Annotated in this window: 22 protein-coding genes; 8 read left to right on the forward strand and 14 right to left on the reverse strand. The window is 53.8% G+C overall.

The features are described from left to right. Positions 1-22: 22 nt before the first annotated feature. On the reverse strand, positions 23-217 hold the full coding sequence (locus IE076_RS15290) for a DUF1192 domain-containing protein (RefSeq protein ID WP_189437646.1): 195 nt from the start codon (positions 215-217) through the stop codon (positions 23-25). A 167-nt stretch (positions 218-384) separates the two neighbouring features. Here IE076_RS15290 and IE076_RS15295 point away from each other — a divergent pair, with 167 nt between their 5' ends. The 3 genes from IE076_RS15295 (at position 385) to IE076_RS15305 (ending at position 3,201) form a co-directional block, all read left to right on the forward strand. Beyond that, positions 385-1,392 carry an NAD(P)H-quinone oxidoreductase gene (locus IE076_RS15295; protein WP_189437647.1) on the forward strand — a complete coding sequence of 336 codons (1,008 nt, stop codon included), beginning with the start codon at positions 385-387 and terminating at the stop codon, positions 1,390-1,392. A 186-nt stretch (positions 1,393-1,578) separates the two neighbouring features. Continuing rightward, on the forward strand, positions 1,579-2,292 hold the full coding sequence (locus tag IE076_RS15300) for a DUF1013 domain-containing protein (RefSeq protein WP_189437648.1): 714 nt from the start codon (positions 1,579-1,581) through the stop codon (positions 2,290-2,292). Between the two features lie 366 nt (positions 2,293-2,658). Next, a complete protein-coding gene (locus IE076_RS15305; RefSeq protein WP_189437649.1) occupies positions 2,659-3,201 on the forward strand; it encodes a hypothetical protein in 543 nt (180 codons plus the stop codon). Between the two features lie 364 nt (positions 3,202-3,565). On the opposite strand, the gene IE076_RS15310 is transcribed toward IE076_RS15305, so the two are convergent. Together IE076_RS15310 and IE076_RS15315 are read right to left on the reverse strand one after the other, a co-directional pair. After that, positions 3,566-4,600: a peptidoglycan -binding protein gene (locus IE076_RS15310; RefSeq protein WP_189437650.1), complete on the reverse strand. Its 1,035-nt coding sequence runs from the start codon at positions 4,598-4,600 to the stop codon at positions 3,566-3,568. Between the two features lie 3 nt (positions 4,601-4,603). After that, entirely contained in the window at positions 4,604-5,602 is a 999-nt protein-coding gene (locus IE076_RS15315) for a flagellar motor protein MotA (RefSeq protein WP_189437651.1), read from the reverse strand. 418 nt (positions 5,603-6,020) lie between these two features. Between IE076_RS15315 and IE076_RS15320 the strand changes: the two genes are divergently transcribed. From IE076_RS15320 to IE076_RS22705, 3 genes are all read left to right on the forward strand, one after another. Beyond that, positions 6,021-6,662, forward strand: a complete 642-nt coding sequence (locus tag IE076_RS15320) for an RraA family protein (protein WP_189437652.1) — start codon at positions 6,021-6,023, stop codon at positions 6,660-6,662. A gap of 513 nt (positions 6,663-7,175) precedes the next feature. Continuing rightward, positions 7,176-7,451, forward strand: a complete 276-nt coding sequence (locus IE076_RS15325) for a GIY-YIG nuclease family protein (protein WP_308936436.1) — start codon at positions 7,176-7,178, stop codon at positions 7,449-7,451. A gap of 67 nt (positions 7,452-7,518) precedes the next feature. Next, a complete protein-coding gene (locus tag IE076_RS22705; RefSeq protein WP_209009157.1) occupies positions 7,519-8,019 on the forward strand; it encodes a hypothetical protein in 501 nt (166 codons plus the stop codon). Here IE076_RS22705 and IE076_RS22710 read toward each other — a convergent pair. After that, complete coding sequence (locus IE076_RS22710; RefSeq protein WP_209009158.1) at positions 7,978-8,322, reverse strand: metallophosphoesterase; 345 nt, start codon at positions 8,320-8,322, stop codon at positions 7,978-7,980. The genes IE076_RS22705 and IE076_RS22710 overlap by 42 nt on opposite strands. A 184-nt stretch (positions 8,323-8,506) precedes the next feature. Here IE076_RS22710 and IE076_RS15335 point away from each other — a divergent pair, with 184 nt between their 5' ends. Beyond that, positions 8,507-9,613, forward strand: a complete 1,107-nt coding sequence (locus IE076_RS15335) for an Acg family FMN-binding oxidoreductase (RefSeq protein WP_189437654.1) — start codon at positions 8,507-8,509, stop codon at positions 9,611-9,613. After that, on the forward strand, positions 9,606-10,073 hold the full coding sequence (locus tag IE076_RS15340; protein ID WP_189437655.1) for a MarR family winged helix-turn-helix transcriptional regulator: 468 nt from the start codon (positions 9,606-9,608) through the stop codon (positions 10,071-10,073). The genes IE076_RS15335 and IE076_RS15340 overlap by 8 nt, the downstream gene beginning before the upstream one ends. Before the next feature lie 23 nt (positions 10,074-10,096). Here IE076_RS15340 and IE076_RS15345 read toward each other — a convergent pair whose 3' ends face one another. From IE076_RS15345 to tkt, 10 genes are all read right to left on the reverse strand, one after another. Further along, entirely contained in the window at positions 10,097-10,435 is a 339-nt protein-coding gene (locus tag IE076_RS15345) for a DUF2938 family protein (RefSeq protein ID WP_209009159.1), read from the reverse strand. After that, positions 10,407-10,610, reverse strand: a complete 204-nt coding sequence (locus tag IE076_RS22715) for a DUF2938 family protein (protein ID WP_209009160.1) — start codon at positions 10,608-10,610, stop codon at positions 10,407-10,409. Before IE076_RS22715 ends, IE076_RS15345 begins: the two co-directional genes overlap by 29 nt. Before the next feature lie 209 nt (positions 10,611-10,819). Then, positions 10,820-11,440, reverse strand: coding sequence for a 2OG-Fe(II) oxygenase (locus tag IE076_RS15350; RefSeq protein WP_209009161.1), 621 nt, complete (start codon positions 11,438-11,440; stop codon positions 10,820-10,822). A gap of 239 nt (positions 11,441-11,679) precedes the next feature. Beyond that, entirely contained in the window at positions 11,680-12,474 is a 795-nt protein-coding gene (locus IE076_RS15355) for an inositol monophosphatase family protein (RefSeq protein ID WP_189437656.1), read from the reverse strand. Between the two features lie 68 nt (positions 12,475-12,542). Continuing rightward, positions 12,543-13,109, reverse strand: coding sequence for an elongation factor P (gene efp / locus IE076_RS15360; RefSeq protein WP_189437742.1), 567 nt, complete (start codon positions 13,107-13,109; stop codon positions 12,543-12,545). A gap of 300 nt (positions 13,110-13,409) precedes the next feature. Next, positions 13,410-14,492: a tetratricopeptide repeat protein gene (locus tag IE076_RS15365; protein ID WP_209009162.1), complete on the reverse strand. Its 1,083-nt coding sequence runs from the start codon at positions 14,490-14,492 to the stop codon at positions 13,410-13,412. A gap of 4 nt (positions 14,493-14,496) precedes the next feature. After that, positions 14,497-15,138, reverse strand: a complete 642-nt coding sequence (locus tag IE076_RS15370) for a thiamine phosphate synthase (RefSeq protein ID WP_189437657.1) — start codon at positions 15,136-15,138, stop codon at positions 14,497-14,499. Positions 15,139-15,351: 213 nt separating this feature from the next. Beyond that, the gene (locus IE076_RS15375) at positions 15,352-16,542 is read right to left on the reverse strand and encodes a phosphoglycerate kinase (RefSeq protein WP_189437658.1); all 1,191 of its coding nucleotides are present in this window, start codon (positions 16,540-16,542) and stop codon (positions 15,352-15,354) included. Between the two features lie 181 nt (positions 16,543-16,723). Then, complete coding sequence (gene gap, locus IE076_RS15380; RefSeq protein ID WP_189437659.1) at positions 16,724-17,731, reverse strand: type I glyceraldehyde-3-phosphate dehydrogenase; 1,008 nt, start codon at positions 17,729-17,731, stop codon at positions 16,724-16,726. Between the two features lie 122 nt (positions 17,732-17,853). Next, on the reverse strand, positions 17,854-19,854 hold the full coding sequence (tkt, locus tag IE076_RS15385; RefSeq protein ID WP_189437660.1) for a transketolase: 2,001 nt from the start codon (positions 19,852-19,854) through the stop codon (positions 17,854-17,856). Between the last annotated feature and the right edge of the window lie 439 nt (positions 19,855-20,293).

Here is a 20,293-nt window from a genome sequence, read left to right on the forward strand (position 1 = left end):
TTTTGTTTTAAGCAGTGTTTTATTACTTGAAGAATCTTTCTGCAGACGCGCTGATATTGGACTTTGTTTTGATCTCATCCTCAACGCGTGTGATTTCTGCCTTAAGTTGCTCAAGGCGTTCGTTTAATTCGTGGATCGACAAGGCGCTGAGTGGTTCTCCCAGGACTACTCCGGAGGTTGCTCTGCGTGGTGTATCATCATCATCAAAAATACCCATGGCTTCTACGAACTCCTTCTTTTGGCCTTCAGCGTATTCTCTGTTTCAAAAAAACAGAGAATTCACCATTGGTGGGGTAGACGGGCTCTGGTTGCCAACTATTCTTCTCCGAATTGAACAAGTGAGCAAGCGGCAGTTTTAGCTATTTGCGAAGATCGAGGCAAAAAATGACAGTAGATGATCGCCCAGAACTGATGAAAGCCGTGGTTATGAATGGTGCCGGGGGCTCGGAGGTTCTCGAGATTGCAGAGGTCAATGTGCCGAAACCTGGTGCGGGTGAGGTGCTGATCAAGGTGCATGCTGCCGGTATCAACCGTCCGGATGTCTTTCAAAGAATGGGCGCATATCCGGCGCCTCCGGGTGCGTCTCCTTTGCTGGGTCTGGAAGTCTCCGGTGAGATTGTCGAGTTGGGAGAAGGCGTTGCCTCCCATACGTTGGGCGAAAAAGTCTGCGCTCTGACGCCCGGTGGCGGTTACGCGCAGTACTGCGTTGCGCCTGCTGCTCACGTGCTGCCTGTTCCTGCCGGACTGTCCATGGAGGAAGCGGCGGGTATTCCAGAAACCTTCTTTACAGTTTGGTCGAATGTGTTTGACCGACTGGGGTTGCAGTCCGGTGAGAGGTTCCTTGTTCATGGTGGCTCCTCCGGGATCGGGACAACGGCAATTCAGTTGGCAAAGGTGTTTGGGGCTGAGGTGTTTACGACCGTTGGGTCTGAGGAGAAAGCGCAGGCGGTCCGAGAGCTTGGGGCTGACTATGTGATCAACTACCGTGAAACCGACTTTGTGAAAGAGATTGGCAACATCACCAGCAAGCAGGGTGTGGATGTCATTCTGGATATGGTTGGTGGTGATTATGTCGAGAAAAACTGGATTGTTGCAGCCATTGAAGGGCGTATCTGCCAAATCGCGACGCTCCACGGCCCTTCGGAAAATGTCAACTTCAGCCGGTTAATGATGAAGCGGTTGACGCATACCGGTTCTACGCTTCGGCCACGGACGAACGAGTATAAAGGCCATCTTGCTGAAGCGCTTCGCGCCAAGGTCTGGCCGTATCTGGAAACAGGCCGGGTTAAGGTGGTTTTGGATAAAGTGTTTGATTTCAGCGAAGTGAGAGCTGCGCATGAAAGGATGGAAGGCTCCGGTCATATTGGTAAGATCATCCTCAAAGTCGCCTAGGGAATGTGCATAGGTTGGTTTTGAATTCTCACAGGTTTCATGAGGATGGTGGAGGCAGGTGCTGAACTGGTTTGCTTTTGAGGAAATGTGAGCGTATAGTGCGCTCAAGTTTCCCCAAAAACTCTTATGGAATTCGGCTTCGCCTCCTTTGATTAGGCTGTGGAGCACACAGGAGGGATTTATACAATGTCCAACGCACCGCTTATGCCAAAGGCAACAGCCGTATGGTTGGTAGACAACACCGCTCTGGGCTTTGATCAGATTGCTGCGTTTTGTAAGCTGCATCCGTTGGAAGTGAAGGCGATCGCTGATGGTGAAGCTGCACAGGGCATCAAGGGTATGGACCCGGTTCTTGCAGGTCAGCTGACCCGTGAAGAGATTGAAAAGGCTCAGAATAATCCAAGCTATCGGATGCAGCTTTTTGAATCGAAGGTTCGTGTTCCTGAGAATAAGCGCAAAGGGCCTCGCTATACTCCGGTTTCTCGCCGTCAGGATCGCCCGAACGCAATCTTGTGGCTTGTTCGGTACCATCCTGAGCTGCTTGATGCTCAGATCATGCGTCTTGTTGGTACAACCAAGCCGACAATTGAGGCTATTCGTACCAGAACCCATTGGAACTCTGCGAATCTTGAGCCGATGGATCCTGTGACGCTGGGGCTGTGTTCCCAGATTGAGCTGGACATTGAAGTCGAGAAAGCTGCGAAGAACGCTCCGAAGCCTATGGAAGGTGAAGAGCCGCAAACCCTTATGCCTGTTGACGAAACAACAAGCGAAGAGGCAATTGCAGCAGCGTTTGCAACTCCTGCGCCTAAGACTCGTGAGGAAGAAGAGGAAGTGGATGCAGATGCTGTGTTCGCGAACTTCAAGTCTAGCGATGATGAGAACGAAGACGAGCGCTAAGATCGTCCCTCCGACTGTCTAGGTCAGAGTGTCCTTCGGTTCGTCCGAGTACGAGAAAATTCGAGAAGCCGCTGCCAGCTTTGGGAGCGGCTTTTTGTTGTTTGCGTTGGTTTGAGACAATTTGCGCGACTTTGCGTTTTTCCCGCGTTGCTTTGCGTTGTTATGTGGCGATCGACCTTCAAAGCAGCGCTTTCTGCTAAGCTGCATGCCAGAGTGGGTGGCTCTGCAAACTCGGCGGGCATAATCTCACGGACGAAACTCGGTCAGCTTGTTTTCGGGGGAGTTACTCCCCTTGCTGTGGCTCTGGTTTATACTCTAAGTTCGATGCAATTCTTCTTGGTGCTTTTCTGTCAGGTCGGTTCTTTCATGCGGATTTTTTTCGGGGCTTTTGTTGTGCTGATGCTGGCCTGTGGGGTGTCCTTGGGCGCTTCCGGGCTGAAGAATGAAAACCTGTTGGTGAGTGTGCCTGTTGGTTACAAGATTGCTTTTTCTGATCGCAAGCCAGGGCTTCTAGTCTCCGAGATGATCCCTGATGCCCAGTCTTTGGAAGACTGGAAGGATATGCTGACTGTCCAGATTTACTATTCTCGCCAGATGAAAATGAGTGTTCTGGAGGCCGCGTATACGCAGACGGCCAATCCGGCTTGCAAGGAACACAACGGCGCCCTGGTCGGTAAAGGCCATGAGAATGGGTATGAATACGGCTTATTCATCTCTTCTTGCAGCACGACACCTGCTTCGAAAAGTGAAACGGTGCTGACCAAGGCGATCCTTGGCGAGGATAGCACGTATTTCATCATCAAATCCTGGCGCTCGGTGCCTGATAAGGATGAGATCGTGAAATGGTCTCGCTACATGAAGGGTGTGAAGGTGTGCGACAGCCGAATTGCGGAGAGAGCGTGTCCGTGAGTGTTAGTGCTGTGTAGGTTGCTTGTGGGCTGCTACTGAATGCAGGCTGATCGGCTTGGGGGTATGGGGGCCGGGATGACATCAAGCGGGGCGCACTTTCATGATCAGTCCAAGGGGCGGGTATTCATAGTGCAGCTGATGTGAGGTGCTCGCAAAATACAGGATTCTGCTGGTCTTCAAAGCGGAGTGCTGTTGCGATGCGTTAAACGTGCTTTTGTTGTGCAGTGTGGGGCTTGGGTGCCTATGCTGGCTAATGTTTTACTTCACATACAAAAGGCAGCTGCCTGATTTGAGATCAAGCGAACTGCCTTTGTTTGTTTTGTCTCCTCGCTCCTCAGTACTCCTGCACTTAGGAGAGCCGTCCTTACCGCTGTGTCAGCTTTAGCTCGATGCGGCGGTTTTTGGCGTTGGCTTCGGGGCTGGTGCCTTGTTCCAGTGGCTGGTATTCACCAAAACCGGCAGCGACCAGGCGGTCAGGTTCAACGCCTCTGGCGATGAGGTACTTGACCACGGAGATTGCGCGGGCTGCTGAGAGGTCCCAGTTGTCGCGCAGGCGACCGGTGCCGGAGAGGGGACGGGCATCGGTGTGGCCATCCACGCGCAGGACCCAGTTGATCTCTGGCGGGATTTCTCCTTCAAGTTCGATAATAGCACTTGCGAGGATATCCAGCTGGTTCTTACCTTGCGGGTTGACCTCGTCATCACCAGAGGAGAACAGCACCTCTGACTGGAACACAAAGCGGTCGCCGACCACTTCAATATCGGAGCGCTGGGCGAGGATTTCGCGCAGGCGACCAAAGAAGTCGGAGCGGTATCTGGAAAGTTCCTGCACACGCTGGGCGAGGGCCACGTTGAGCCGCTTGCCAAGATCGGCAATGCGGGTCTGGCTTTCTCTGTCGCGGGTCTCAGATGCTTCCAGCGCATCTTCGAGCACGGCGATCTGGCGGCGCAGGGCGCTGATTTGCTGGTTGAGCAGTTCTACCTGTGCCAGCGCCTTGTCGCTGATCTGCTGTTCGCCTTCCAGTTTTGCCTGAAGAGCGGCCAGTGCGCCACCTGCCTCATCGATCTGCCCTGAGCGGTCGTTGAGCAGGCTCTGAAGACGATCCCGTTCTTCAGAGGTCTGGTCCAGACCCAGTTGTAAGGAGGAGATGGTGGATTCCAGATCTCCCACATTGGCTTTTTCCAATGCCAGAAGCTCTGTGAGTTCAGCGATTTGCTGGTTGAGGCGATTGAGCACCTTATCCCGCCCAGACAGCTGCTGGCTAAGGAAGAACTGCGCAATCATGAAGATTGAGAGCAGGAAGATGAACACCAGCAGCAGCGCGGACATGGCATCCACGAAACCCGGCCAGTAATCCTCTGAGTTGTTTTGAGACCTGCGTGAGCGTACACCAGCCATGCTTTAATTCTTCTCCCGCTCTACCTCTGTGGTGAGCGTTTTCAGGAAGCGTTCAATCCGGCGCTGTTGCATGGATTGTGCCTCGGCCCATTCGCGCATCATTTTCTGCTCGGAGCGTACGTGTTGGACGAGGCCCTGAATGCCTTCTGCAAGTTTGCTCATGGCGGCGTTGGAGCTGTCGTCCGGCTCGGCGCCCTTTGCTTCCATGGACTTGCGAAGCTTATCCAGTGTGATGCGCAGGTCTGCTGCCATATCGGCGGATGTGCCGTTGCCCAGCTCGTCCGGATCGATATCGGTCAGGGTGGAGAGCCAGTCTTCCAGTTCCTGATAAAAGCGGTTTTGGGCTTGTCCTGCCTGCAGGTCGAGGAAGCCCAAAACGAGGGAGCCGGTCAGACCAAGCAACGAGGAGGAGAATGCAATGCCGAGGCCGGTCATCTGTGCGGTGATGCCGGAAACCAGATCTTCAAAGAGCACGTTTGCATCGCCGCCTGCCGCGTTCAGCGTGCTGACGGTGGTTGCCACGGCGCTCACGGTTTGCATCAGGCCCCAGAAGGTACCTACAAGACCGAGGAAGATGAGCAAGCGCGTGAGGTAACGTGAGATCTCGCGGCTTTCATCCAAGCGCATGCCGATGGAATCAAGCATGGAGCGCATGGTGGTTGGCGAGATGCTCATGTCGCCTGCTTTGTTGCTCAGCAGGGTTGCCATGGGTGCAAGAAGTACCGGTGGGCGGCGGACCTCAAGGCGTGGATCGCCGAGGCGGAAGCCGTTTACCCATGAAACTTCTGGAAAAATTCGCAGGACCTGGCGGAAGGACAGTAAGATACCCAGTGTGGCGACGCCCACGATCAGGCCGTTCAATGCCGGGTTTGCCATGAAGGCGGCTGTAATTTGCCCAATCAAGACGAAGGCGATGAAGCCCGCCAGGACTAGAAAAATAATCATGCGCCACAGGTAGACCTGTGGGCTCGACAGACTGTAGGGATCGTAGTCGCGTGCCATTATCCTGCATACATCTAAAGCAAAGCGGATTCCTTTGTCTGGCCAAGGCCATTCAACGCGGCGCCCACTTTATAGTGAATGATGTCTTTAGATAACGCGATTTTCGGCCAATAGGAAACCGCAAATCGCCGAGATCGCGTAAGAAACCCGTAAGTTTTTAAATAAGTCGCATTTTCGCGCCCCTGATGCCGTGTTTTGGACGGGATGTGGTCACGTTGGGGAAGCTCTGATTAGAATTGGGCTGCGGATGACTTGAGTTGCTCACCCCGAATATGATTGAACTTATGGCTAAAGCCTCGCGCTTTCTTATGTGATTGTTTTTTGTATTCTGTTGTATACAATTGTGGAGTGCCATCGAATTGGATGTCTATATGAGTGAACAGCGCTCCTTTGTACGAAAAGAGAGAAGACCGTAGCAATGAACGACTTGAGGACTTTTTCGGAATTTTCGACCTGCAACTACGCGGATTTTCTATCGCCGACTGCATTTATGGATCGGGGAATCAATAATTTGTGGTCCGGTGGGCCAAGGCTGGTCGGTCCAGCGTTTACGGTGAAATGCGAGCCCGGTGATAATCTGATGATGCATGCTGCGATCTATGAGGCTCCGCGTGGTTCTGTTGTGGTTCTGGATGCAGGCGATGATAAATTTGCGGTGGCGGGCGGCAACGTCTGTGCAGTTGCCAAGCAGCGGGGTATCGCGGGTTTTATTATTGATGGTGTCATTCGGGACATAGCTGAGATTCGCGATATGGAATTTCCGGTTTATGCGCGCGGGGTGGTCCCTAAACCGGGCAAAAAAGCGAAACTTGGGGAGTTGGGTGGCTCAGTTACGTGCGGGGGCATTACTGTTCAGACTGGTGACATTGTAGTTGCTGACGAAGATGGAGTTGTGATCATTGCGTGGGATGAGGCTGTTCGTGTTTTTGAGCAAACGCGGAAAAAAGTAGAGCAGGAGCGAAATCAGTCACTGGAGGAATGGCAAGGCACCCATTCGCGGAAAATTAGAGAATTAGTTTCTGAGCTTAGGGCTAGATCCCAGGCAGGCGCTTTGCTGTAAAACTTGGCTTCCCACCTTTACGCGATTGCTAGAGGTAAGCACGAAAACCTCCGATGATATTGAGCGGGAGTGTGGGAAGTTCGGCGAGGTCCGCATTAAATTGACTGCCACGGCTGGACCCCGCCACTGGTGTCATCCCGGCCACCGAGCCGGGACCCATGATGAGGTCTCGCAAATGGGAGTGTACGAATTAGGTGGGGGCGGGCGCGTTTCGGTTAAGCGTCTTCTCTTGGGGGATGCTTTTTAATATTGGATGATTGGGCGTGTGGCTCTGGGTCCCGGGTCTTCGCCCGGGATGACACTCGGGGGGAGGAGCGTGTGCTGGCGGGGTCCCAACAGCGTTGTGCTTGGGGCGTTGTCGATGGTTGTTGGGCTTCAGCGGTTGCGGCACACACCAATGCCATCCCAGCCAATGAACCGGAATTTATGATGAAATCCCTGAAATGATGATGGTGTGTTTGGGTGATTGTGGGAGCTTGTTGGGCTGGTCACACTGCTCTCATGTTTTACTTCATGTATATTTTGGCGAGTAAGCCGCGGGGGACGCTTTATACTGGCGTGACGAATGATCTTGCGCGGCGGGTTTATGAGCATAAGAACAAGATTGGGTGCCGGTTTACAGCGCAATACGGTATCTCCAAGCTGGTTTATTTTGAGGAGTTCAGAGACATAAATGATGCGATCCGTCGGGAAAAGCAGGTGAAACGGTGGCGGCGGGATTGGAAGATTGATGCGATCGAAGGCTTTAATCCGAAGTGGGATGATTTGTATCTGCGGTTTAATCACTGAGTGTACCTATGATGAATAGGTGAGTGGCTTTCAGTAATAACCTCGTTGCTGTGTATAGGCGTTACCTGTGGGTGGGGATGATGTCGAAGAGGTCCCAGTCGTCGGTGGTGGCGGTGATGAACTTCATGTCGCTGCCTTCCAGAACGGCGCAGGTGAGGCGGCCGGAGGCGTAGGCTTCGGTGTCAACGTCCATCCGGTTGGTACGGCGGTCGATGTGTTCGACAGGGGTGTGGCCGTGGACGACGAAGACGCCGAAGTCCTCCTCGTAATTGAGGAAGGGGCCGCGGATCCACATGAGCTCTTCAGGGTCTTGCTCTTTCAGCGGGACCTCGGGGCGGATGCCGGCGTGGACGAAGAGGTAGTCACCGCATCTGTATTGGAGTTGCAGGGATCTGAAGAAATCTTCGTGGGTCTTGGGCAGGTTGTCCCAGAAGAGGGCCAGAACGCTTTCTGCATCAGAAGCGCCGAGGAGTTCGTGTTCGGAAAGGCCGTAGGACAGCAGGGTTTCGAAGCCTCCCAGATCTTCCTAATGGTAGAATGTTGGTGGGTTTACCAGAAACTTCAGTAATGTGGCTTCGTGATTGCCTTTCAGGCAGATTTGCCGTGGGCTACGCTGGTGGTGATTGAGGAGGAACTCAATGACATTTCTGCTGTCCGGACCGCGGTCAATATAGTCGCCGAGGAAGATTGAAACGGGGTCCGCTACGGGCCGGTTGGCTAAATCGCTTTCTATGGCTTTGCTCATGACTTCCAGCAGGTCGTATCGGCCATGAATGTCCCCAGTTGCGTAAATACGGGTCCCTTCTGGCAGAGTTGGATAGGGGTTTTGCCTGGTGTTCACGTTGCAAATACCTGTCTGTTGCGCGGTCATTGGTGGGATCAATCTACTTTAAGAAAACGAATGAGGCGCAAACTGACAGGCTCAATTTGTTGGTTTTGCGGGTGGTTAGGATTGGGTTGGTTGGGATTGGTCGGATAAAATAGTTCGATATCGTACTTGTCTTATGTGAGTGCATGTGTTTATAGTGCGATATCGTACTAAATGGAGTTGAACGATGAACCTTTCCAGACGCAAGATGATTGGCCTTATGGGTGGTGGTGTGGTTGTGGCGGCGACTGCCTCTGCTGGTGGATTTTTGGCAACTCGCCGTCCAACGCGGGCGCTGGCTCCTTGGGCCGATGCGGGGGCCTACACTGAGCCGCGGATGAAGGCGCTATCCTACGCATTGCTTGCGCCCAACCCTCACAACCGTCAGCCATGGGTGGCAGAGCTGCGCGGCAGTGAGATGCTGGTCATACACCGCGACAAAACACTCAACCTGCCAGCGACTGATCCGTATGATCGTCAGCTAACCGTTGGCATGGGGTGTTTTCTGGAGCTTTTGCGCATGGCGGCGGCGGAAGATGGATATGATTTGCAGACGGAGTTGTTTCCACTGGGAGAAGATGGGCCAGTTGCAACAGCTTACTTTGCGAAGGGGGGCACCCCCGATCCGCTGTTCGCGCATGTTTTTGAACGGCATACCAACCGCAAGGCTTATGAGGATGTGCCTGTATCAGCAGAGGCGCAGGCGGTCTTGGCTAATTATGCCACGATCAAAAGCGAAAAAGCGGAGGTCGCAGCACTGCGGGCGCTAACATGGGCCGCTATGGATGTTGAACTAACAACGCAACATGTGTGGATGGAAAGCGTTGATTTGATGCGGTTTGGCAAAGCCGAGATTGAAGCGAATCCAGATGGCATATCGCTGAGTGGTCCATTTTTGGAAAGCCTGATGCAGGTTGGCATGTTGAGCCGCGAGGATCAGGCTGATCAGACCAGTTCAAGCTTCAAGCAGGGACGGGACTTAATCAGGAATGAGATGAACGCAACACCGGCCTATGCTGTGATCACCAGTCCGGGGAACTCGCGGGTCGACCAGATTAGAGCGGGCTACGAATGGATCAGGCTGCAGCTTGCGGCAACGCGGTTGGGCCTTTCCATGCAGCCGGTTAGTCAGGCGTTGCAGGAGTATCCTGAAATGGCAGAGCATTATTCTGCGGTGCATGAAATGCTCGCAGGTCCGGGTGAGACTGTTCAAATGCTTGCACGGTTGGGCTATGGTCCCCAAATTGATCCCAGCCCGCGCTGGCCTTTGGAAACACGAGTGACGAATGCCTGATGATACTCTCTCCCACGACCTGACACCTTATTTTTCCATGTTCGTTGAGGTGGGGATTATCAACCAGATTGGCTCGGCGTTTTTGGAAGCGCGGCTGCCAAAGGGCCTTCTGGTTTCGCATTTCGGAGTGACCAGTCACTTGAGCCGTGGGTTTGATGGTGCCACGCCGTTGGAGCTGGCTCGGGCGTTTCAGGTGGCAAAAACGACTATGACGCACACGCTTGGTGGGTTGGAGAAGCACGGCTTTGTGGAGCTGCGCCCCAACCCGGATGACGGACGGTCTAAGCGGGTGTGGTTGACACCGGCGGGGCGTGAGTTTCGCGATGATGCTGTGCGGCAGTTGGAACCGCTGTTCCAAAAAATTGCCGAGCGATTTCCGCCTGATCAAGTATCTGCGTTTCTGCCAGGGGTGAGTGAGTTTCGTGCTGTGATTGACCAGCTACGGGATGAGGAGAAGTAGCAGCACGTGCTGCTCTCCCTATCTTAAGATGTTGCCCCGGTTGTTTGCAGCAGATTGAGGCACAGTCCGGTGAGGTAAAGACCCAGCCCGAATGATAGATGGGCGATCAGGCTTCTTATTCTGGCGATCTTTGGGGCAGGCGTTTTGGCGGCGGCTATGCCAAAGCCAAAGGCAGGCTGCATAAGGAAGAAGGGGATGGCGAGGGAGAGCACACCAATCATTAGCGGCATCTGGATGGTTGGGTTTTGTAGCCAGACCGGTCCGGCCACCGCAAGCAGAATGAATGCAAACGCAACACCGATGGCGTAATGGCCAACCCAGCCGAGGGAGCGTTCAAAAGGTTGCGACGGGCTTTGCATCATGTTCTGGTGGTTGGAATTGCCCGAGAGGTATGCACAGCAGCCAGCGGCCAACCAAGCGATAATCCAGAGATGGGATTGAGAAGTAGCGTAGGCGCACCCAGGCGACCAGATCCATGAAAATTGTAGCGCCGATGCCAAGCAGAAGAGCGTTGAGGAGAAGAGTTGTGGTGAGCACGGGTTTGCCTTTCCTGATTAGGTTTTGGCGGCTACCGTGCCACTTCAAGTCGACTTGAGGTCAAGGGATCAGTATTGAAATTTAATGGATAACTTTTTTCGAAGTTTGGGTCTCACGCGGTGATGGCGGACGCGTTCATTTGGCGAGTATATGGGCGCGTGCAGGGAGGCTTTGAAACGGTTGGTGGTCCGCTGGTGCTGGCAATGTAGTTAGTTGATGCGCAGCAGGCGTTTTAACTTTGTCTGGAGGCCGCCGCGTTTTTCCTTTCGGGCCAGTTCTTCCTCTGAGATCAGGAATGTGGTTTGCACCACATAGCGTTCGCCCTTGTAGGAGGGGTGACCGTGCCAGCTGGATTCTGAGCGTTTGAAGGCGAATACGTTGCCGGCGAGGGGGGCGACTTCCTCTGCGTAGTCGTCCATGTCTGTTTTGCCGTTAAGGGCGCGGATAGCGCCGCCTTCTGCATTGTCCCAGTCATCGTTCAGGTAGATCAGCATTGTGCAGATCTTGGACTTGGAATCGTTGTGAATGCGGCCATCGCCGTGTTTGGAGAGGCGGCGGACGGTGATCATGCGGGGCTTATCCATCAGGTCCAGACCCAGCTTTTCTGAAAGGATTTCGGCAAGCTCCGGCTTTTGCAGGTCGTCAATCAGTCGCTTGAAGGCGCCGGTTGCTTCCAGCTTGGACAGGGGGAGGTATCCAGTCTGTTTGATCTTGGGGTAATCCCTGCGCACATCGGCGGCTTGCTCTTTGGTGATCACATTTTCGCTGACGATATATTGGTAGGGACTGGTGCGGGTGCTAGAGGCCCTGAGAGCATCGAAATTGATCATGTTCTGACTTCCCCGAAAACGTGCCTGCCAAGATGGTAGAAAATAGGAGTGCAAGCTGTAACACGTGGTCGGAGTGCCGAAAATTGTCAGTTCTTGGTGCAGAAAAATAGCGTTTGAGTTTTAGAGGAAGACCGGCTGAGGGCGTGCCGCCAACAAAAAAGCAGCTTGCCGGGATGTCCGGTGCAAGCCGCTTTTCAAGATTCTTGGGTGCTGGGCCTGATGGCTCAGCTAGTCAGCACTTATGCTTTGGCTTTTGCCAGAAGTTCACGCAGCTGAAGGTGGGTGAACTCGTTGCCTGCAATGATGGTGCGGGATTCGAACATGTTGTCCTTGCCGTTGGCGTCGGAGACAAAACCACCAGCTTCACGAACCAGCAGAATGCCTGCTGCCATGTCCCATGCATGCAGACCGTTTTCCCAGAATGCATCGAGGCGGCCAGAAGCAACCCATGCCAGATCCAGTGCTGCTGCACCAGCGCGGCGGATACCTGCAACTTCGCCCATGACGTGGCGGATTTCCTTCAGGGCGCGGCCATGGTCGCCAACACCGATGAATGGAATGCCGGTGCCGATGAGGCAGTCAGTCAGGTCTTTACGCGCAGCGACGCGGAGGCGGCGGTCATTACAGAATGCGCCGGAGCCTTTTTCTGCGGTGTACAGCTCGTCCATGATTGGGTTGTAGATCACGGATGCTACGATCTGACCTGCGCGTTCCAGAGCGATGGAGACACCAAAGATCGGAATACCGTGGAGGAAGTTTGTGGTTCCGTCGAGCGGGTCAATGATCCAGCGGTGCTGGCCATCTGTGCCTTCGATTTCGCCGGCTTCTTCCATCAGCAGGCCGTAGGTCGGGCGTGCTTTTTGAAGTTCTTCACGAACGATTTTTTCTGCTTTGTGATCTGCCTGGGAGACAAAGTCACCTGGGCCCTTGCGGGATACTTGCAGGTTTTCGATTTCGCCGAAGTCCCGTGCCAGAGAGCGACCAGCTTTAGTCGCAGCCTGGACCATTACGTTAAGTAGGGCCGTACGTGCCATTTTAGATTCACCGTTCCTGAATGGGAAACGAGGCAGCCGTACGCTGCCTCATCATTATTGTTTTTGACTTATTTCTCTGCGCGACGCACGTACTCAACAGTGTCGGTGTCTACAACGATCTTCTCACCGGAGGTGATGAACGGAGGCACCATACAACGTACGCCGTTTTCCAGAACTGCAGGCTTGTAAGAGGAAGACTGGGTCTGGCCTTTTACAACTGCGTCTGCTTCAACGATTTCCAGAGTGACGTGGGTTGGGAGGGAGATGCCGATTGGCTTTTCTTCGTGCAGCTCAACAGTCACGGTCATGCCGTCTTGCAGGAATGCTGCGCGCTCACCAACGAATTCTTTCTGGAGTTCCAGCTGCTCGTAGGTTTCGTTATCCATGAATACCAGCATTTCGCCTTCTTCATAGAGGAACTGGAAGTCTTTCTGCTCAAGGCGAACACGCTCAACGGACTCAGTTGCGCGGAAGCGTTCATTCAGTTTGCGACCGTCGATCAGGTTTTTCATTTCGACCTGTGCGAACGCACCGCCCTTGCCTGGCTTCACGTGCTGAACTTTAACTGCCGCCCAAAGTGTGTCCTGGTGCATAAGCACGTGACCTGGCTTAATTTCGTTGCCATTGAGTTTCATAGAACTACCAATCAGTTTGATCTGTTCAGAAGATGGCGCGTTCATTCATGGTGACGCGTCATATTCCAAACTTTTGTTTCCATACGTATCCCGATGCGAAAACCGGTTTCCACTATTCGGGTGTACGCTTTTGCAGAGGCCGACACGGATTGGCGCTGAGCCTAGGGTCGCAGCCTGTCTTGCGGTCTGTGCAACATAATTTCGCGCGATTTTCAAGGAAAAAGAGCGCATTGGGTGTCCAGAACTGGTTTAGTCCATGTTTCCACAGCCCGTTCATTATCACGGGTGGAATCCAGAGGGCTACTGCTCTGCCTGCATGACTGGAGCGGCGCCGATCTTAACGCCGATTTCAGCTGCGCGTTTGCTTGCCTCTTCTTGCTGCTCCAGAGAGAGTGAGTTGGACATTTCTTCCAAGGCACTGTCGAGAATACCTTGCCGACCTGCATGGAACTGCCATGCTGAGGCTTCAACGAGATCAATCGGACGACCGCGGCCATTGGCGTAAATGCGGGCAAGACGGTTCATGGCAATCGGGTTGCCCTTGCTTGCGGCGCGCTCGAACCAGTCGGCAGCTTCGGCCTCATTGGGGACAACGCCTTCGCCCTTAAACAGCAAGGTTCCGTAGTAGATTTGAGCCGGGACCAGCCCGCGGCGGGCGGCACGTCCCATCCAGAATGCGGCGCGGCGGTCATCGCGGATTTCATCCGGGCCGTCCTTTAGGTAGATGCCAAGGTCCAGCATGGCATCGACGTCACCGGTTTCAGAAGCCCGTTCCAACAGCGTTTTGATTTGCTCGGGATCATTGGGGAGCACCTGGCCTTCCTGATGGAGGAGGGAAAGATTGTAAAGGGCTTCCGGGATGTCGGCTGCAGCTGCTTTTTGCAGCTGCTCGGCTGCCTTTTTCTTGTCAGCCTCAACGCCAGCGCCGGACAGATAGAGCAAGCCAAGGCGCAGCGCTGCCTTCGGGTCGCCATCGTCAGAGGCAAGCTGGTACCAGCTGGCAGCCAGCTCCAGATCCTGTGGGATTCCCCTGCCGGTCTCGTAAAGAACGCCGAGCAATGTTTTGGAGCTGGTTATGCCTGCTTCAGCCTGCTTTGTGGCTAGCGAAAGAGCTGTCAGATACCATCCGCGCTGAAACGCACCATATGCGGGATCACCCTTTATGGTCTCCGGTGTCGGTGCGACCTCAGGGAGGAGAGGAGGTATTGCAAGTGTTGAGAGCAGAAGTGGTGTTCCGTTCGGATTATACGGATCATTAGATCTGGCACCTTGAGGTATGGTTCCACTGCTCGGATCTGTTTGTGCAACAGCGATGCCCTGCAATCCGAGCAGGCAGGTCATTGCTGTGACAGTTACGAGTTTTATAGAACCAGACAACTTCAATAGATTAGTCCTCAACTTCCGCCAGATTGTGCGTTGAGAGGATTGCGTTTGCCTGCTCAACGGCCACTTTTGGCCCTTCAGGGTGATTCCAGACAGCTTCGCGTACTGCCACAAATTCAGCGCCAGTTTGCGCTGCAGTGTCAACTGAGGAAACTGAGGTACCTGCCAAAACGACACATGGCGTTTCAAATACCTCAGACCACCAGCTGCCGAAATCCAGTGATTTGCGATGTGGCTCTTCTTCCTGCTTGAGTGAAAGCAGACCGAAGAACATGTAATCGACGCCCATAGAAGCAACGACCATCGCGTCGTGCCGGGTCTTTACACCTGCGTGGCCGATGATGCGATCTTCCGGGAAAGACTGCATGATGTCTTCCAGCGTTGCATCAGAACCGGACACGTGCAGACCATCCGCGCCGGAGCGGCCCATGATCTGGGTGTTGTTTTCAATCAGAACAGCAACTTCCTTGGCCTGTGCCAGCGGCACCAGACGCTTTGCAGCGGCCTGTAGCTCACCTTCGTTTGCGTCCGGCATGGTTATCAGCAGGCTCGCAATGTCGCCACCTTCCAAAGCTTGTTTGAGTTGCCCTTCGAACTCGTCGAGGTCAAAGGTTGGTGGGGTGACAAGATACAGACGCGGATGCACTTAGGTTGCTCCTAGTAAAATTCCGATAAAAAGAGATCATGGCCGTAGTGTAACCTACGCCAAGCCTCCGGCCCATTCATTGGGATTAGTTCTAAACAGCGTCTTGCTCTCTTTTTCAAGTGGCTGTGTCAAATTCTAGGCAAAAGCGAGAATAAAACGAAAAGAGGGACCAAAAAGGCCCCTCAAATCGAATTTATCTGAGAAAGAGCTGTTTTAAGCTTCCAGAGCAACAACGCCTGGTAGTGCCTTGCCTTCGAGCCACTCAAGGAACGCGCCGCCAGCGGTGGAGATGTAAGAGAAATCTTCACTCGCTTTTGCGTGGTTGAGTGCTGCAACGGTGTCACCGCCACCTGCAACAGTCTTCAGCTTGCCTTCTTTGGTGCGCGCTGCTGCGTGCTGGGCTGCTGCAACGGTTGCCTTGTCGAATGGTGCGATTTCGAACGCGCCGAGCGGACCGTTCCAAACGAGGGTCTTCGCGGTGTCGATCTTTTCTTTCACAACTTCGATGGAGGCTGCGCCAACGTCGAGCATCATTGCGTCAGCTGGGATTGCATCGAGAGCAACGGTCTCATTCTTGGTGTTAGCTGCAAATTCCCAAGCAACAACGGCATCTGCTGGCAGAACGATTTCGCAGTTTGCTTTTTCAGCGGCTGCCATGATGCGGTTTGCTGTGTCAGCCAGATCGTGCTCGCACAGGGACTTCCCAACGTTCACGCCTTTTGCTGCGAGGAAGGTGTTTGCCATGCCGCCGCCGATGACCAGAATGTCCACTTTCGACACGAGGTTTTCGAGCAGGTCGATCTTGGAGGACACTTTTGCGCCGCCGACAACTGCCAGAACAGGACGCTCTGGCGTGGAGAGCGCGGAACCGAGTGCTTCCAGCTCTGCCTGCATGGTGCGGCCTGCGAATGCAGGAAGCAGCTTTGCAATGCCTTCAGTGGAACCGTGGGCGCGGTGTGCTGCGGAGAACGCGTCGTTTACGTACAGATCGCCGTTTGCAGCCAGTGCTTTTGCGAATTCAGGGTCGTTCTTTTCTTCACCAGCGTAGAAGCGGGTGTTTTCCAGAAGCAGAACGTCGCCGTCAGCCATTGCGTCAACAGCAGCTTTCGCCACATCGCCGGTGCAATCATTGGCAAATGCAACTGGTTTGCCGAGCAGGTCTGCAACAGGGCCTGCAACAGGGGCAAGGCTCATTTCTGCGACGACTTTGCCTTTTGGACGGCCGAAGTGCGCAAGAAGGATGACCTTGCCGCCAGCCTCGGAGATTTCGCGGATGGTTGGCAGGACGCGCTCGATGCGGGTCGCATCGGTTACCTTGCCATCCTTCATTGGAACGTTGAGGTCTACGCGGACCAGAACACGTTTGCCGGAAAGTTCGGCGTCGCTAAGAGTTTTGAAAGACATAAAAATCTCCGGAATTTCTGTCTGTGACCTTATGCTGGTCGAATTCTTTACAGAAAGACTTTGCGGAGTTCGTGATCAAATCTATGGGAGTCTTCGCACTAAATGGTGCGGCTCAGGGTTTGGATCACTCCGCACTGGTATATGTGAAAAAAAGGGCCGCTTCTCAGCGGCCCCTTTCTGATTAGATGAGCTTTGCCATCGCAACGGCGGTGTCCGCCATGCGGTTGGAGAAGCCCCACTCGTTGTCGTACCAGGTGAGGATACGAACCATTGTGCCTTCCATGACCTTGGTCTGGTCCATGTGGAAGATGGAGGAGTGTGGGTCGTGGTTGAAGTCGATGGAAACGTTTGGCACGTCGGTGTAACCGAGAACGCCCTTCAGTTCACCGTCAGCTGCAGCGCGGATTGCTGCGTTGATTTCTTCAACGGAAGTGTCTTTCTTCGCGGTGAAGGTCAGGTCAACAACGGAAACGTTTGGAGTAGGTACGCGGATTGCAACGCCGTCCAGTTTACCAGCCAGCTGAGGCAGAACCAGGCCAACAGCCTTTGCAGCACCAGTAGAGGTTGGGATCATGGAAAGAGCTGCTGCGCGGCCGCGGTACAGATCCTTGTGCATTGTGTCGAGAGTAGGCTGATCACCAGTGTAGGAGTGAATGGTGGTCATGAAGCCTTTTTCGATGCCAACAGCCTTGTCCAGTACAGATACAACTGGGGACAGGCAGTTGGTGGTGCAAGATGCGTTGGAAACAACCAGATCTTCAGAAGTCAGGGTGTCGTGGTTTACGCCGTAAACGATTGTTTTGTCAGCGCCTGCTGCAGGAGCAGAAACCAGAACGCGCTTTGCGCCAGCTTCCAGGTGCAGTGAAGCTTTTTCTTTTGCGGTGAAGATGCCGGTGCATTCCATCGCGATGTCTACACCCATTTCACCCCAAGGCAATTCTTTAGGGTCACGGACTGCAGTTACTTTGATTGGGCCACGGCCAACGTCGATGGTGTCGCCGTCAACTGTCACTTTTGCAGGGAATTTGCCGTGTACGGAATCAAACTGCAGCAGGTGTGCGTTTGTTTCAACTGGGCCGAGGTCGTTGATTGCTACAACTTCAATGTCGGTGCGACCGGATTCAATGATTGCGCGAAGAACATTACGACCAATGCGACCAAAGCCATTGATGGCTACCTTGACTGCCATTTAAGAACCTCTTTCGGTAGGGCGTTTCATAACGCCCGCGTTTTTATATTCTGCCAGCTCTTGCCGGCCGTCTTCCGAGAGGCCTCTGGCTGAGAGGAGCCAGAAGCTTCGTATCATCAGCTTTAGGCGTCTTCGTTTACGCCAAGGCGCTTTTCAGCCTCTTGGACCACTGCATCTGCAGTAATCCCGAAATGCTCATAGAGCTCTTTGTATGGGCCTGAGGCTCCGAAGCCTGTCATGCCGATAAATCCACCATCGGAACCGACAAAGCGATCCCAGCCCATACGAACACCCGCTTCAACAGCGATCTTCACTGGACTACCACCAATAATGGAATTCTTGTATGCGTCAGATTGTTGCTCAAAGAGTTCGAAGCTAGGAACGGAGACCACACGAGTGGCAACTCCCTTGCCGTCGAGCTCTTTTTTCGCTTCCACTGCGATCTCAACTTCGGAGCCGGATGCGAACAGAGTAACGGTTGCGTCTTCTTCGCAGTCAGCAATGACGTATGCGCCTTTGGCACACAGGTTTTCGCTTTCGTAGTGAGGGCGAAGGGACGGCAGGTCCTGACGGGTCAGAGCCAAAACGCTAGGATTATCAGCGGCTTTCATTGCCAGCTGCCAGCATTCCAGGGTCTCTGTGATGTCCGCTGGGCGGAAGAACAGCAGATCCGGGATACAACGTAGAGCCGCGAAGTGTTCCACAGGCTGGTGGGTTGGACCATCTTCACCCAGACCGATGGAGTCGTGGGTCATCACGTGGATGACGCGCTGTTTCATCAGAGCTGCCAGACGCAGGGATGGACGGCAGTAGTCGGAGAAGATCAGGAAGCCACCAGAGTAGGGGATAAGTCCGCCATGCAGTGCCATACCGTTCATTGCTGCAGCCATTCCGTGTTCACGGATGCCCCAGTGGATGAAGCGACCGGAGAAGTCGTCCGGAGTGATTGGTGCGGTGAACTCGGTGTTGGTGTTGTTGGAACCGGTCAAGTCAGCGGAGCCGCCGATGGTTTCAGGCACAACACCTGTGACTACTTTCAGAACAGCCTGTGACGCCTTACGGGTCGCGATCTTTGGCTGGGTTTCTGCAAGCTCTTTCTTATAGGCGTCGATTGCTGCGTCAAAGCCAGCTGGCAGGTCGCCACGGTTCCGGCGTTCGAATTCGCCGCGCAGTTCCGGGTTGGCTTCGTTGAAGCGCTGTTCCCATTCTTTGCGCGCGTTTGCGGAACGCAGACCAGCGATGCGCCATGCATCGAGAATGTCGCTTGGTACTTCAAACGGCTCAGCGGACCAGCCGAGCGCTTCGCGGGTTGCCGCGATTTCTTCTGCGCCGAGAGGAGCGCCGTGCACTTTGTTCGTGCCGGACTTGCTTGGAGAGCCGAAGCCGATTGTGGTCTTGGCCGCAATCATGGTTGGCTTGTCGCTTGACTGAGCTTCGGTCAGGGCAGCTTCGATTGCTTCCGGATCATGGCCATCCACTGCGATGGTGTTCCAGCCGGAGGCCTTGAAGCGTGCGATCTGATCGGTGCTGTCAGCCAGATCAACGGAGCCATCAATGGTGATGCCGTTGTCGTCCCAGATGAGGATCAGCTTGTTCAGCTTGAGGTGGCCTGCCAGGGAAATCGCTTCCTGAGAGATGCCTTCCATCAAGCAACCATCACCTGCCAGAACGTAGGTGTAGTGGTTTACCAGATCTTTGCCGAAACGCTCTTCCTGCATACGTTCAGCAATTGCCATGCCGACTGCGTTTGCAAGGCCCTGGCCGAGAGGACCAGTGGTGGTTTCGATGCCTGCGCCATGACCATATTCCGGGTGGCCGCATGTGCGTGCGCCGAGCTGGCGGAACTGCTGAAGCTGCTCGATGGAGAAGTCTTCGTATCCCAGAAGGTAGAGTGTGGAATACAAGAGCATCGATCCGTGGCCGGCGGAGAGCACAAAGCGGTCGCGGTCAGCCCATTTCGGGGAGTTTGGGTCAAATTTCAGAAATTTGGAAAACAGGACCGTTGCGATGTCAGCTGCACCCATTGGAAGTCCAGGGTGGCCAGATTTTGCTTTTTCAACGGCGTCCATTGAAAGAAAGCGTATCGCATTCGCCATGCGAGAGTGCTTTTCGAGGTCGGTCATCTTATTCCCGCTGTCGACCCGGATGGGCAGCCGGTTCTTTACTATTAGCTAGTGTAAATTCGACGACAGTTGCCATAGTCTTTGCCCCAGACTAATGCAAATTGGCAGTTGTCTACGAACGAATAACGGAAGGAGACATAGCAGGTCAGAGAGTTGAGTCAATGAAACTGAGCTCCTCCGAAGCTGTTTATTGCGTAAGTTGAGCGCTTTTGAGTTTTGAATAACATTTGTCAACACAAGTTATGTTGCCAAGGTCTACTGAATGAGGGGATTTGCTTAGCGTAAAATACGCGTAGATTAGATTTTTGTGGTGGTGACGCTTGTATTTTGTTCATGAATGTTGCGTCGGGGAGAATTTCGAGTCGCACTCATTCTTGAGTTCGGTAAGTGCCGCTAAATGAGGTGGTTCGCACCTCTTCCTAATATATGGTGTGAATAA

It is taken from the genome of Pseudovibrio japonicus (assembly GCF_014651595.1).
In the GTDB taxonomy this organism is placed as follows: Bacteria; Pseudomonadota; Alphaproteobacteria; order Rhizobiales; family Stappiaceae; genus Pseudovibrio; species Pseudovibrio japonicus.

Coding starts and splice junctions, on each gene's coding strand:
- IE076_RS15290 (WP_189437646.1), bottom strand. CDS start 217: ATGGGTATTTTTGATGATGATGATACACCACGCAGAGCAACCTCCGGA.
- IE076_RS15295 (WP_189437647.1), top strand. CDS start 385: ATGACAGTAGATGATCGCCCAGAACTGATGAAAGCCGTGGTTATGAAT.
- IE076_RS15300 (WP_189437648.1), top strand. CDS start 1,579: ATGTCCAACGCACCGCTTATGCCAAAGGCAACAGCCGTATGGTTGGTA.
- IE076_RS15305 (WP_189437649.1), top strand. CDS start 2,659: ATGCGGATTTTTTTCGGGGCTTTTGTTGTGCTGATGCTGGCCTGTGGG.
- IE076_RS15310 (WP_189437650.1), bottom strand. CDS start 4,600: ATGGCTGGTGTACGCTCACGCAGGTCTCAAAACAACTCAGAGGATTAC.
- IE076_RS15315 (WP_189437651.1), bottom strand. CDS start 5,602: ATGGCACGCGACTACGATCCCTACAGTCTGTCGAGCCCACAGGTCTAC.
- IE076_RS15320 (WP_189437652.1), top strand. CDS start 6,021: ATGAACGACTTGAGGACTTTTTCGGAATTTTCGACCTGCAACTACGCG.
- IE076_RS15325 (WP_308936436.1), top strand. CDS start 7,176: ATGTATATTTTGGCGAGTAAGCCGCGGGGGACGCTTTATACTGGCGTG.
- IE076_RS22710 (WP_209009158.1), bottom strand. CDS start 8,322: ATGACCGCGCAACAGACAGGTATTTGCAACGTGAACACCAGGCAAAAC.
- IE076_RS15335 (WP_189437654.1), top strand. CDS start 8,507: ATGAACCTTTCCAGACGCAAGATGATTGGCCTTATGGGTGGTGGTGTG.
- IE076_RS15340 (WP_189437655.1), top strand. CDS start 9,606: ATGCCTGATGATACTCTCTCCCACGACCTGACACCTTATTTTTCCATG.
- IE076_RS15345 (WP_209009159.1), bottom strand. CDS start 10,435: ATGATGCAAAGCCCGTCGCAACCTTTTGAACGCTCCCTCGGCTGGGTT.
- IE076_RS15350 (WP_209009161.1), bottom strand. CDS start 11,440: ATGATCAATTTCGATGCTCTCAGGGCCTCTAGCACCCGCACCAGTCCC.
- IE076_RS15355 (WP_189437656.1), bottom strand. CDS start 12,474: ATGGCACGTACGGCCCTACTTAACGTAATGGTCCAGGCTGCGACTAAA.
- efp (WP_189437742.1), bottom strand. CDS start 13,109: ATGAAACTCAATGGCAACGAAATTAAGCCAGGTCACGTGCTTATGCAC.
- IE076_RS15375 (WP_189437658.1), bottom strand. CDS start 16,542: ATGTCTTTCAAAACTCTTAGCGACGCCGAACTTTCCGGCAAACGTGTT.
- gap (WP_189437659.1), bottom strand. CDS start 17,731: ATGGCAGTCAAGGTAGCCATCAATGGCTTTGGTCGCATTGGTCGTAAT.
- tkt (WP_189437660.1), bottom strand. CDS start 19,854: ATGACCGACCTCGAAAAGCACTCTCGCATGGCGAATGCGATACGCTTT.